The sequence below is a fragment of the Caballeronia terrestris genome (genome assembly GCF_001544515.1).
Taxonomy (GTDB): domain Bacteria; phylum Pseudomonadota; class Gammaproteobacteria; order Burkholderiales; family Burkholderiaceae; genus Caballeronia; species Caballeronia terrestris.
This window is the reverse complement of record NZ_FCOL02000099.1, coordinates 1-12614: the sequence shown is the minus strand read 5'-3', so window position 1 is coordinate 12614 and position 12614 is coordinate 1. Positions and strand designations below refer to the sequence as shown.

At 57.5% G+C, this 12614-nt stretch carries 13 protein-coding genes and 3 pseudogenes; 8 read left to right on the top strand and 8 right to left on the bottom strand.

Going from position 1 to position 12614, the window contains the following annotated elements; genetic code table 11:
* Window positions 1–262, top strand: a 262-nt coding sequence (locus AWB67_RS42325) for a hypothetical protein (protein ID WP_235025449.1), incomplete at its 5' end; no start/stop codon positions are given.
* Window positions 263–566: 304 nt separating this feature from the next.
* Window positions 567–811: pseudogene (locus AWB67_RS43520) on the top strand (transposase); the annotation flags it as partial.
* Window positions 812–1098: 287 nt separating this feature from the next.
* Here AWB67_RS43520 and AWB67_RS31955 read toward each other — a convergent pair.
* From AWB67_RS31955 to AWB67_RS31945, 3 genes are read right to left on the bottom strand one after another with little or no spacing between them, the layout of a single operon-like run.
* Window positions 1099–2235: a hypothetical protein gene (locus AWB67_RS31955; protein WP_125477763.1), complete on the bottom strand. Its 1137-nt coding sequence runs from the start codon at window positions 2233–2235 to the stop codon at window positions 1099–1101.
* An 8-nt stretch (window positions 2236–2243) separates the two neighbouring features.
* A complete protein-coding gene (locus AWB67_RS31950) occupies window positions 2244–2504 on the bottom strand; it encodes a hypothetical protein (protein WP_125477762.1) in 261 nt (86 codons plus the stop codon).
* A complete protein-coding gene (locus AWB67_RS31945; protein ID WP_125477761.1) occupies window positions 2501–3181 on the bottom strand; it encodes a hypothetical protein in 681 nt (226 codons plus the stop codon). The genes AWB67_RS31950 and AWB67_RS31945 overlap by 4 nt, the downstream gene beginning before the upstream one ends.
* 1391 nt (window positions 3182–4572) lie before the next feature.
* Here AWB67_RS31945 and tnpA point away from each other — a divergent pair.
* Window positions 4573–4770 carry an IS66 family insertion sequence element accessory protein TnpA gene (tnpA, locus tag AWB67_RS43785; RefSeq protein WP_087660077.1) on the top strand — a complete coding sequence of 66 codons (198 nt, stop codon included), beginning with the start codon at window positions 4573–4575 and terminating at the stop codon, window positions 4768–4770.
* On the opposite strand, the pseudogene AWB67_RS31935 reads toward tnpA, so the two are convergent.
* Window positions 4763–6015: pseudogene (locus AWB67_RS31935) on the bottom strand (IS256 family transposase). The gene tnpA and the pseudogene AWB67_RS31935 overlap by 8 nt on opposite strands.
* 308 nt (window positions 6016–6323) lie before the next feature.
* Window positions 6324–6633 (bottom strand): annotated as a pseudogene (locus AWB67_RS31930) (IS110-like element ISCARN28 family transposase); the annotation flags it as partial.
* A gap of 219 nt (window positions 6634–6852) precedes the next feature.
* On the opposite strand from AWB67_RS31930, the gene AWB67_RS31925 reads away from it, so the two are divergent.
* From AWB67_RS31925 to AWB67_RS31915, 5 genes are all read left to right on the top strand, one after another.
* Window positions 6853–7158 (top strand): hypothetical protein, encoded by a 306-nt coding sequence (locus AWB67_RS31925; protein ID WP_087660075.1) that lies wholly within the window; start codon window positions 6853–6855, stop codon window positions 7156–7158.
* A gap of 267 nt (window positions 7159–7425) precedes the next feature.
* Entirely contained in the window at window positions 7426–7959 is a 534-nt protein-coding gene (locus AWB67_RS41540; protein ID WP_200822362.1) for a site-specific integrase, read from the top strand.
* Entirely contained in the window at window positions 7854–8105 is a 252-nt protein-coding gene (locus tag AWB67_RS43080; RefSeq protein WP_268808131.1) for a tyrosine-type recombinase/integrase, read from the top strand. The genes AWB67_RS41540 and AWB67_RS43080 overlap by 106 nt, the downstream gene beginning before the upstream one ends.
* A 68-nt stretch (window positions 8106–8173) precedes the next feature.
* The gene (locus tag AWB67_RS43075) at window positions 8174–8740 is read left to right on the top strand and encodes a polysaccharide deacetylase family protein (RefSeq protein WP_268808130.1); all 567 of its coding nucleotides are present in this window, start codon (window positions 8174–8176) and stop codon (window positions 8738–8740) included.
* A complete protein-coding gene (locus AWB67_RS31915; RefSeq protein ID WP_200822361.1) occupies window positions 8716–9489 on the top strand; it encodes a formyl transferase in 774 nt (257 codons plus the stop codon). The genes AWB67_RS43075 and AWB67_RS31915 overlap by 25 nt, the downstream gene beginning before the upstream one ends.
* A 125-nt stretch (window positions 9490–9614) precedes the next feature.
* Here the strand turns inward: AWB67_RS31915 and AWB67_RS31910 are convergent, their stop codons facing one another.
* The 3 genes from AWB67_RS31910 to AWB67_RS41025 form a co-directional block, all read right to left on the bottom strand.
* Window positions 9615–9800 carry a type II toxin-antitoxin system RelE/ParE family toxin gene (locus tag AWB67_RS31910; protein ID WP_327366847.1) on the bottom strand — a complete coding sequence of 62 codons (186 nt, stop codon included), beginning with the start codon at window positions 9798–9800 and terminating at the stop codon, window positions 9615–9617.
* Entirely contained in the window at window positions 9797–10276 is a 480-nt protein-coding gene (locus AWB67_RS31905; protein ID WP_087660073.1) for a hypothetical protein, read from the bottom strand. The genes AWB67_RS31910 and AWB67_RS31905 overlap by 4 nt, the downstream gene beginning before the upstream one ends.
* Window positions 10277–11014: 738 nt before the next feature.
* On the bottom strand, window positions 11015–12614 hold a 1600-nt coding region (locus tag AWB67_RS41025; protein ID WP_087660072.1), incomplete at its 5' end, for a glucosamine inositolphosphorylceramide transferase family protein.

Below are 12614 nucleotides of genomic sequence, written 5' to 3'. Positions count from 1 at the left end.
CCAGACTCGCGCAGGCGAGCGCGAGCGTACGCTGCAAAGGTCGTGGTCCATGACTACTCGGTCTCGATTCATCGGAATCGCAGCCATTGTTACTGGAAGACGCTTTTCCTTCGCGCCGCGCAAGTTGTGCGAGCTGAAGCAGATGGGCGTTACATGTTTCGATCAAAACAATCAACCAGTCTTGCCACCACTCAAGATTCTGGAACGGCCGTATTCATCTGAACGCCAAAAGAATAAGGCGCGTCGGCCCGTTTCCCGATGATCCCATCAACTGCATCCGGCAGGCCGAACTACCAGGCTCTTGGGGGTTTTGCGCGGAATACTCTACAACGACTACAGTCGCCGATCAGCTTGGCCAGCAGCGCGCGTCTGGTCTATAGCAGAACCTCCCGAAGGTCGTTGCCGTTGATAAAGCAAATCAAAGACGAAGAGGCGAGATTGGCTGTACTGCGCAGTCGAAGGGATTCTGCAGCGCGTTGAAATCCGGCAGGAATTTAATTCGTAGGCCGCTTGCCACGGGTCGGCTGCGCCGACACCAAAGCGGCCAGTTAAGGAGAGATCGCTTTGCGACCGGCGTGAGGGTGTATTTCTGCGACCCGCACAGTCCCTGGCAACGCGGTTTGTGAAAACACCAACGGATTGCTTGGTCAATATTTACCTAAAGGCACGGACCTTTCGGTCAACAGTCAAGACGAACTCGACGCCATTGCCGACAGCAGCAGGCTTCGCGCAATCACGCCTTCGATTTCCATTCGAGGTCTTCGTCGCGACACTCATTTCTGCAATTCAACCTCAAGGCGCTAAACACTAAACCCGTGTTGCACTTCAGTTTAAAACTGCCTCTTCATTATGTCTCTCGTATGGCGTCAAAACCTTAATGACAGGGCAGCGAATGTCTTTTGGAAGGCCTCGCAAGCCATATTGCTTTCCACCGCGCCTTAATACGACCACAACGAGGGCGCCTTGGAAGAGCCCTTGCATAGCGCCATCGATTTTTCTGCCTGCACAAAAGCTGCTTCCTCCAGATCGCTTACAACAACGCTAAGACATAGCCGGGGACCCACGACAAGATAGAAGTCGACGTAAGGACGATCACCGTCATCTCACCAACGGCGTCGTAACGTCGGTCCAGGTGAAGTTGCTGACGGCAAACGGGGTCGGCGAATGACCAGCAATCACCAAGCCGATCGAACCGTGCGAACCGAAGCAATCACGACAGATGAGGGCCCCCACATCGGGCGCAAGCGTGATGAGCGCATTTGGCATGCGCGTGGCGTTGTTCAAAATTTTGCAACCGGCTACAGTGATCGCGCACGGCCCGGTTTGCCCATTCGAAATGATCAGACCGATCACGCGACCAGACGTCTGGCCGACGCCGCTCGAGATGTTGTCACCCGTACAATCGGTGGCTGAAAAGTTGTTAGTGTTTTCGCACCAGAACGCACCGTTATACTCAGTCGTCGAGTCGTCACAGTGGTTTGCGTTAAACGTATAGCAGCGCAGAAACGTGACCTGATCGCAAACATCCGTACCATTCGAATCCGCAACAAAGCCGATCCGGCGAACGTCTTCGGCGCGGCAATCAATGGCGGTCACGTTGCTACAGCCAAAGAAGCCGAACCCATCGGCGGCACCTCCGGCTTGCGGGACCGAGGTGAAGTTGTACCGGACGTGAATCGCCTTGCAGCCTTGATAGGTGGTGTCGTCGTTCGCGTAGTTGGCGAAGCCTTGATTGACGTTGTTGATCGCGATGACGTCAGTGATTTGAGTGCCAATACAGCCTTCAATCAGTATGCCGATGCGTTTGTTGATGCTGTCGATCGTCAACCCTTTGACATATACGTTGGTCAGCGCATTGAGACGAACTGTGGCAACCGTGCCGTCGAAAGTCGAACTCCGCTGTTTCAACGTCGCGCCATAGCCTAACAGCGACACGCGCGTATTGAAGGTGCCGCTATACAGGAACGTTTTCCCCGAAGGAAAGAGCAGCGGCAGGTTCGCCGCGTGGGCCGCCGCCTCGGCCCTTATGATGCCCGCGGTATCATCGGTGCGACCATTGCCGCTCGCGTAGCTGCCGGCGTTGATATAAGTCGTGTTCGCGGCTTTCTTCGTGGCGGGCGGATTCACACCGTCCGTATCCACTGCTGTAATTGCCTCGTTGCCGCCACCACACGCGGACACGACTAGTCCCGCGCTGAGCAAGATTACCTTGCGGCGCTTAGTATTAGTTTTCATAGTTATCCCTATTGCAATGTTCCGTCCGTGATGGTGTTCATGGTGATGACGATTTCGAACACGATCGCAACCACGGCGCACATCGTGATGAGTGCGGCGCCGACGCTGGACAGGTCAAGCTTGTTTCTCTTGATCAACATCCAGACGGCAGCGGCGTGGAAGATGAAGACGGAGGGAAAGACCAGAAGATCAACGACGCGGATCAGGCAGTAAGACTCGCCGTCGTTTTCGGTGGGGCCGTCCTTGACGAATTTTTGAAACACCATCATGGCGACACCGGAGTAGTGGCGTAGTGGCGTTGATAGGGATTTCGTTGACGGTCGTGACCGTATCGGTCGGTGGCGCCCGGCAGGATCTCTAGGTAACCAAAGTGTCCGCAAGTATCGTTGCACCAGACGTTTCCCACGTCGGGCTGTATCGCGCACATGGCGTTATTTTGCTTGCCCGCGTTGTCGATTAGCCAGTTGTTCCGAGTGGTTAATCGACGATTAATGGTCTGACACGCTTGAGTTAGAAGGCGCTCGACGCGACCGGCGATCTTGCCGGCGCGGCTAAAGAAGCTTCCCGTGCTGCAATCGGCCACCGACCCGTAATTGATGTCCTCAAGCCAATACACCGCGCGGTATTCGTTCAAATGGACGTCTACGAAGACGTCGATCGGCGCGTCGGCCAGATCTTCGACTTCGACGTTGTTGGCGCTGCAGTACGCGTCGCCCGCGATCGACGACGCATCAAAGGTTAAGTGAGCGAGTTCGGCGTTCCGTTCTTGGTTCATGGCCGTGATTTCGGCAAAAACGTCAAGAACTTTAGGATGATGTGGTAAAGCAGAATCGCATCTATCGCGGCAGTCGAACCGCGGGCCCAGCGAAATAACATGAGGGCGGCAATTGACGGCTCCATTGCGTTCGGCTTTTGCGACAAACAAGCCGCCGCCCCTCTGGCCCATGCCCTACTTGCAAATCAGCGCAGGCACAGCGGACGTTGAATGCCCGCTCTCCGCCCCGCGCTGCAGACGCGGCCGGAGGTTGCCAAGCAAGTTGTCACCTCACCATTGGAATTCGGGTTTGCAATGAGATCTGGGATGGTGGGTTGTCGAGATTTGCTTGGCGCTGGGACGGCGTCACGGAAACGGATCACACTGTGGCAGTGTTGGTGGTTGTACCAGCGTTCCATTCGTGCAAGCCGAATGCGTTGCTACGAACGGGGTATCGAACGCTTCTAGCGGATAGGCGGGAGAGTACTCCAAGGTTTTCGGCGATTTAGCATAGCGATGTCATTGCTTACGCCTGGGCAACTCAATCGCAGTCGCCACATTCCGGGCGACGTCTTGTGAATTCTTTTCGTGGTAGCTACAGCCGTCGTTGGCCCTTTGCTATTTCCTGATCGAAGCGCCGCTCGAACGCCGGGTGCGCGCTCGTCTTCACGTCCAGAATAAGAAAGGTGCAACCGAACCAATCGAGCGTTGAGTGACGCAAACGGCGCGAGTGGAGGGGTCATAGTCGAAGAAGGATCTGCTTCAGCGGCTCCGCCCGAGCCCGCCAAGTTTCCGGTCGAGGACCACCTCCGCAAGGGCCGGCCCATGCTATCGAAAAATCCGCCACGCACTCCCATCCGATACATCTGACCGACGAACAGAAGGTCGTATCGATGCACTCGAGCGCATTGGCAATGAGCGCAGCGAGACGCTGCACTACGAACCGTCCATGCTCACTGTCACACCGTCATCAAGGACGTCCGCTTTAAGTACGCGGCGAAGAAGGCTGATTCGTGAGCGCGAGCGCGAAGGCATCGCCGTCGCAGGCCTCGCGTGAAATGCTCAGATCCGTCAGGCATTGACGACCCGAATTCCAACTGGCGAAAAGAAGGCTATTTTGGCTTGTGATCTCAGCATTAGCCGCGAGACGCTTTATTAATACTTGAGACCAGTCAAAACCGAATTGAACGAAGCACGCAAAATCGCGGAGAAAACATGTATTGGATCACCCTGATCGGGACGGTAGTCTTCAGTGGTGTCGTGGGTATTTCACTGCTAGCCCTATTTGACGTCTTGTTTTCCAAGCCCCACTACGGACGCGTCGATGTCCATCGAAGACGGTCCCCGGATGTCGGACGCCGCCAGCGAGTCATCGATGAATGAATTGACGACTTATTGAGGCAATGCGTGCAGGCGATGCACTATTTTTTGGAATGTCCATGTATGTGACGGGCTTCTGATCGGCGTCGTAACAGCCTTCATGCCAATCTTCTTGGAATCAACGTATGTAGCAGGAGCCGTTGTCGCTAAGCCACGCGATTTCACGCGCGAAGGTGTTGCCATCGTGACCGCGGAGCAATGCGATGGTCGGCCCAACCGAAGAGACGGCGGGACCGAGGACGGCGCGACGTCCTCGGCAAGGCGAGGCATTCTGGTGCGAGATGGTCATGGCGTGGAAACGAAGCGGTCTTGGCGCCCGACGTTTCTGCCGTGAGAAAGGGCTTGCAGTCAGTACCTTCGAAATTTCGTGTGCTGAGGTCGTTGTAAAAAGTCTCAGCTGATGGCGTTGGTGAAGCGCTCTCCGAACAGAATGGCGAACTGATTGACTGCTTGCCGCCAGGTGATAGGCGGCATCTTCCAATCCTTTTCGATGTTGCGCAAGGCCAGATACAGCAGCTTGCTGGCGGCTTCGTCGGTGGGGAAGTGGCCGCGGTTCTTGACGATCTTGCGCAACTGCATGTGCATGCTTTCGATGGCGTTGGTCGTATATATAATCCGACGCACTTCGGGCGGATAGGCGAAGAACGGGATCACCTGCTCCCATTGACGCTGCCACATCGCCGCGACGGTAGGAAATTTGCGGCCCCACTCGCTTTGCGCAAAGGCGTCGAGCGCCACAGCCGCCGCTTCGGCCGTGACGGCCTGATAGATCGGCTTGAGCGCGCCAGCCAACGGCTTGCGGTCTTTCCAGCTCGCCAGATTCAGCGAATTGCGGATCAGATGCACGATGCAGGTCTGGATTTGGGCGGCCGGATAAACCGCTTCGATCGCTTCGGGGAAGCCACGCAAGCCATCGACCACCGCAATCAGGATGTCGTGCAAACCGCGGTTCTTCAGTTCGTTGAAGACCTTCAGCCAGAACTTGGCGCCTTCGGTTTGCTCGATCCATAGGCCCAGCACTTCCTTGCGGCCATCGGCACGGATGCCCAGCGCCAAATAGACCGCCTTGTTCTTGACCGTGCCTTCGTCGCGGATCTTCAGACGCAGCGCGTCAAAGTACACGATCGGATACATCGCCTTGAGCAGGCGTTGCTGCCACTGCTCGACCTCGGCCAGCACCTCGTCAGTGACCGTGGAAATCAGATCGGGCGACACCTCCAACCCGTACAGCTCCAGCAGATGGCCCTGGATCTCGCGCACGCTCATGCCGCGCGCATACATGCTGATGACATGATCGTCGAATCCCGGCAGCCGGCGCTGGTATTGCCGACCAGTTGCGGCTCGAACGTCGCCTGCCGATCGCGCGGGATGTCCAGGTTTAACTCGCCATTGGGCGTGATGACCGTCTTCGGGCTAGTGCCATTGCGATGGTTGCCGGCCTTGCCCTGCCCGACCTCAGCCGTCAGGTGATGCGTCAGTTCCGCCGCCAGCATGCGCTCGGCGAGTTGCTTCTTGAGCAGTCCGGCCACGCCCGATTCGCCGAGAATCGACTCCGCATCCTTGTTCTGCACCTGGGCCAGCAGTTGATCGATCAACTCATCCGGAAACAGCTTCGGCGGGCTCGGTTTCTTGCTCTTCTTTGTCATGTTTGTTGTTTCGGTCATAAAGGCGTTCCTTTCGATATCGTCTCATGACCTCAACACACAAGAAATCTGACAGGCTCGAGGCCGCCCTTCATTTCGGATCTCCTCGGAGCACGGTTGACGAGCATTCTCACTGTCGCACACGTGCGCCAACCCGTATTCATACTTCGCTGGCTTCTCCCCAGCAGCTTTGCGACAACCCGTTTCCGGGGGGAGGCGTCCATACCATCTGCCTCGCTCTAGTGACGCAGGTTGCCCGCAGGGCCTTCTGTACGTAGTGTCGACGAGGATCCTTCCTATCGTGAGCCGTACCGCATCGCCGGATTACGTTTCCATTCGATGGCCTCCTGGCAGCGGTGTGGCGTCAGCGAGGGAGCGATCACTTGGCATTGGTAGCCATGACCGGTGAGCTCGCGATACAGGCCATAGCCGGTTAGCCCCGCCTCGTACACCACGCTCACCTGTGCGGCTTCGCCGTACTTGCGCAGAACCTTCAACAGCGTCAGCACATCATGCCGGATTGTGCCGGCAAACGGTGCGGCTTCCCGACCGAGCTCGCACACTGCGATCGAGATCGCTGTCCTTGTGCACGTTCAGTCCGACAAAAAACTTGATAACCATGGTCCATGGCCCGTCTCCTGAAGTTCTGCGCCTGGCACCCCCAGGCGTATGTGGCTCGGCACACTTCGGTGCGCAACCCACGATACGCCAGACGGGCCCTCGCGGTGTTCAGTCAGCAGCGACCATTACGTCTAGTCGCTCGGGCGTTTTCGCTCGATTCAGTACGGCGCGAAAGGAGAAGACTACACTGTCGTTTCACGAACTCGTTCGGAGATCGAGATGACAGAAGATCAGCGCGACGCGGTGAGCATCGTCTATGGCTTGCATTCGACGCATGCGGACGATCAGATAACGTGTGCGATCTGCAAGACGACCGCTTATCAGTTTTCGAAAGACGCGCTCGGATGGGACTGGTTCACCGGTTTTCTCGACGAGACTGCGCACTTCTGTCCCGACTGCCGAGTACGACATTGGTCCTTCATCACTACGCTGCGGGGCCTTGCGTCGAGTCATCCTATATTGCGACCCGCGCATTCGCTCATGCAGGCACGCGATCAGTATTTGTCGGCGGTGAAGATTCGATGAATATCACCGAATACAAGAAGATCGCGCATCGACGCGGCGGTCGCCAAAACGAAAGGTCGACGGAGGTAAGCATGCGCTAAGGAAACTCGGCGAGATGCCGAAACCGAGTTCTCAGCAATTGCCTTTTTCGCTTGGCGGCGTCGGTGCCGACGAGCGGCGCGGCCGCCGGCGGGCGAAACGCAAGGCTCCCGTCAAGGTTTGCGTCGTCGAAGCGATCCATTCTCCAGAAGACAATTGTTGAATATCCACATCCGACGATAAGTAAGCATGGTAACCCGGCTCAATTCGCCAGTTGTGCCCGCGGAAGCTGCCTCCAGAGCGCTGCAGCGGCCTAAGTTTCACCGGCTGGCGGCCGTGCCGGCGGAAGCCGAATGGTTCGCCAATCTGGACAATCCGCGCACCCGCCGCGCGTACCGGATCGATCTGCAGGACTTCATGGGCTTTGCGGGGATTATGCGACCGGACGAGTTTCGCCTCGTAAACCGCGCACATGTGCTGGCGTGGCGCAAGACGCTCGAAGAGCGGGCGCTGTCGCGCGCCACCATCCGGCGCAAGTTGGCGGCGCTGTCGTCGCTATTCGAATACCTGTGCGAAAAGAACGCGGCCGCTCTCAACCTGGTCAAAGGGACGAAGCGGCCGAAGGTCGACGGCAACGAAGGGAAGACCCGGCGATCGGCGATCACCAGGCGTGCGCACTGCTCGATGCGCCGGACCCGGCAATCCTCAAGGGCAAGCGCGATCGCGCGCGGCTTTCGGTGCCGCTGCTTCACGGCCTGCGCCCCGAGGAGCTGTGCCTGTTGAAAGTGAAGGACATGAACGACCGGCGCGGCGTGTCGCATTTGCGGATCCACGGCAAAGGCAACAAACTACGCTATCTGCCGCTGAATCCGGACAGCGCCGATAAAATTCAATTCTACTTGGAAATCGCCGGCAACCGCGATGTATAGGACGCCCCGCACTTCCGGCTCGCCGACAAACGGGTGCGGCGCTCTCCGCCGATGGTGTCTACAAGATTGTGCTCGGCTACGTGGCAAAGTCTAGGATCAAGGTTCACGGTTTTCGCGTCCACAGTCTGCGGGCGACCGCCGCCACCAATACGCTCGAACACGACGCCGATATTGCCTCGGTCCAGGAATGGCTCGGCCACGCGAACTTCGCAAATGAAGCGTCGGACGCAGCAGGCCAGGGAAGATTCAAGAGAGCGATTCGCCTTGTGGATGCCTATCTAAATGTTTCGGGGCACAACACGCATACATTCGATTCTTGCATTCCGCGTGCGCCGTTCAACTTTCCGGCGAGCAGCTTTCTGCGACCGTATTCCCGGAAGCTGGCTGCTTTTGAAGGCCTGCGACTGCGTCGCATCAAAAAGGCGATGACGGACGCAGCTGTCAACAAACGGCTTTATCACCTCTGGTGGCATCCGCATAATTTCGGAAAAGACACTGCTCGAAACATCGAGTTTCTCAAGAAGATCGCCGAGCATTATCGCGCGCTGAACAGAACTTATGGCTTTCGCTCGTTGAACATGGGCGAACTGAGTGATTTGGGGGAAAACGCATGGAAAGCAATAAGCCGCGCGTAGTATTGCTATGCGGAGAAGGACTCTCGTCGGTCCTGATGTATAACAGCCTCGTGGGTGTCGTGAATATCGAGCGGGTCATCATGGAGGCCAAGCCTTCGGCGACCCGTTTGATATCGAGAAGGATCACGCGGCTGGGCGTATTCAGAACCGCCGGACAGTTGTTATTCGTGGTCACGAACAAGTTCGCCGCAAAGTTCTCGGCGAAGCGCGTCGATCAGCTTTTGCAGCGCTACGGGATGAATCGCAACGCGATACCGTCGCACGTGGTGTCGAAGGTGAGCAGCATCAACAGCGAGCAGGCGATCGAGGTGCTCAGGCAGGCCAGGCCGGACGTGGTGGTCGTCAACGGAACGAGGATTCTGTCACGGGATGTGCTGGCAGCCGTCGACGTCCGGTTCAACAACACCCATATGGGCATCACGCCGAAATATCGCGGCGTGCATGGCGGCTATTGGGCGCTCGCGAATGGCGATGTGGAAAACTGCGGGGTGACCGTTCATTTAGTCGATCAGGGTATCGATACCGGTGGAGTTCTTTATCAGCAAACGATACGTCCGGAAAAGCACGATAACTTCAATACCTATCCAATCCATCAATTGGCGGCTGCCGTTCCGCTGATGCGTGCCGCTATCGACGACGCTGTTACAAGCCGGGTTAATGTGCGATCGGGCGTGCTTCCCTCACGCCTGTGGTATCACCCGACGCTATTCGAATATGCGCGTCATTGGATGATCAAAGGGGTGAAATAGCGGGGATATGTAAAGGAGCGTTGATGCCGCCCACTTCAAACTCCAGCGCTCCTGCTTGCGCGCATGCCGCGCCCGCAGAATTTCGACCTGCTCGGTCACGCGATAAACCACGAAGTAATTCGGCATCACAACAAGTTCGCGCGTGCCCTTGATGCGCCCGGCACGATAGCGTTCGGATAGGTCGAAAGCGTATCGGCGCGCTCGCGGATCGTCTGTGCAAGCTCGATGGGGACGCCTGGATTGTCCTTGCTGATGTAGTCGATGATCGACAGCAACTGCTCGATGGCACGCGGCAACCACACGACGATCATGCACGACCCTTGTGCTTGGCCTTCTTCTGGATCTCAGCGACCTTCGCATCGAGCAGCGCCATCGCCTGCTCGTGCGCGATCTTCTGGACGTTCGGATCCCCGGCTTCGGCAAGGGCTTGCAGCACGTCCGCCTCGAACTCGGCGTCGCGTTCGGCGCGCTCGTGCCTGGCCTTCATGTCGGCCGACTGGTCCGGACGAGTCCAGGCGCGAGGCTTCGGTGCGTTAGCGTCCCAGTCCTCGAGCGCGAAACGGCCCGTCGCCACGCCTAGCTGACGCACGACTTTGAGCGCCTGGCCGGGATCGCGAAACGCGCGCCGCTCGCGGCCGTTCGACGTGACGAGTTCGGCCACGCCCGACTCGCGCGTTTCCAGCTCGATATAAAACGCGCCCTTATCGGCTCGCAGGAGGGCGGACAGCACGCCACCGGCTTTGACAGCGGCACTGGCTCGGGCAAGGTCGAACGAAGCGCGAGGCATGGCGGGTCTCCGGCTCGGAATTCCATAAAGAATAGCATCACGTTCCAGTCGAAAGTACTTGGCCGAGGGCCGAGCGCGACACGAGATCGGCTGCGCCAAGATTCCACGACGCTTAAGCGATCCGCGTGTCTTTTGTCGGCGCAATGCCGCGTGGTTTTGTTTCTGTGTGCAGATTGCCGCAGAAGGAGCGTGGCTTAGGCTCTAAAGTCGGGATCAAATACATAAAAACCGGAGACCAGCATGGCAATCAGTCAATCCAAGGAGCCAAGCTTTCTGCATTGAATGCCATACAGTCGTTTGTGCTTTCCAATTATATTCCCGTAAGGGTTCGTCATGAGCACAACCATAATAATTTCTACAGTTTCAGTCTGGCTTATCGTTGTTCTTTTTCTTTGCGCGTTGGTTCGAAGCGGGGCAATTCGAGAGCGCCAGCAATACAACAAGCTTGTCGCACTGAGGGACATTAAATGTCAAAGCGAGTCGGAGTTGAACTACTGGGGATCGGTAAAGAACGAGGGCGTTAAAAGCGTTCGCTCAGACTGGCCGGAGGTTCACGATCCCGCTGGCCGAAACGCAATAATGTGATGCAGATGGACGGTGTTTTCACCGTCCGGAAACACGCCTTAAGCTAAAACCGAGCGATCGGTTTTAGCTTGTCTTGCGTCGGAGCATTAGAACGCGGCCGGATTGCGGCAAAGAAAGTAAGTGTTGCCCCGAACAGGGGCAAGCCTTAAGCAGCTAAGCAGCTTTCGCACGCGTCCGCGTCTTCATCCCATCGATGAGCGTCAATCGCCCGGTGCGATTGAACGTGTGAACGCGATCGATACTCGCATCCCAGTTCGCCTCGATGCGACTCACCGGAGTTTCCTTGTAACTGGTCTCATCGATCACATCGATGCGTTGAAACGACATCGCGCGCCCGTACTTCCCGCTGCAATCCTGCGCAGGCCGATACCACTGCCCCTGGTGCTCGAAGATATTCCCGCCGGGCCGAGCCGACCGAATATCCGAAACGATCGGATTGCAAAGATGCGGATGCCAATCCTGCGTCAGCAACGAATCCGACCAGAACAAAAACAGCTCATCCGAAAGCGGCGCATGCTCGCTTTCCCGCATGCAGGCGAAGAGCCAGTACTTGCCATCCTGACGCCAGATCGTCGTATCGACGGCCATGACGTCGTCCATCAGGTTCATGACGTGTTCCCACTTATCCGGGAAATGCGTGCACCGATAGATCTCGATCGCCTTGCTCTCGTTCGTCTCCGGAATCATGTAGAGCTCGCCGTCCTCTTCGATCATGAAGGGATACGACAGGTGATACGGCCGCTCCAGAATCTTGACGGGTGGTAAGACCGGTTGATCGTTTTCATCGAAACGGATAACCGACAGATGCCCCCGGTTCTTCGAATACTCGAGCTCTTCGATAAACACCGCATACTCGCCATTTCTTTCGACGACGAACGGGTCCGCCCAAAAACGGTCCTTGGGCGGCAGCAATTCCTTGAACTCGAAAAGACGGTCAGGCAGATCGTCTTTCTTGCCGAAGTGATACAGCAGCATCCACTGTTCAAAGGTGCGCAGGCTGCTCGCCTTCTTCGCGGTGGTGCGCGCCAGCAACTGGCCGATGAACTTGCCATAGCCACCGCTGGTCTTCGGCTCGGCGATCTGCTCGCCGGAATAGAACGCCGGAACCGCTTCGGCCTTCGTGTACTTCATCCGGAAGTTTTCCACGCCAATCTGCTTCAACTCGCGCAACTTGCGCGGCGCGAACGAAAGCGTCTTCCAGTAGCAATGGCTGCGATTCCGGTGAATCGACACGGGATACGTCATCGACCACGATCTTTGCAGCGTATGCTCGCGCTCGCCGGCGCGGGTCTGGAACTGCAAGGCTGAGGCCGTCGTCGTGCGGTCGAGCAGGATGTCCCACACGCCGACGGGTCCAGCGCGCTCGACAGGTTCATCGCCATGCCGATACGACCAGATGCCGCAAGAAGCGGTATCGAAGATCTCGCCGCAGGGACGCAGCGGCCCGAGCCGCAGGAAAACGGTGATGCCGTAGCCCGCGATTCGCGTCAAATCGCGCACATCGAAATGGTCACCGCATTCCTTGCTTTCCACTTCGACGTTCAACGTCGGCACGTTCGGCAGCGTCGCCGCCAAAGGCGCGGCCTCGAACGCGTCGTGGCTGACCTTGACGAGCCGCTTGTCGAGCGCCATCCACAGCGACAGCAGCCACGGATTCGCCTGCGACGCGCTCTTCTGCGCCGGCATCGGCTGATACGCGTACTTGACGACGAGGGCGATTTCGATGCCCTCCTCCGCGGCGATCAGCCCCACC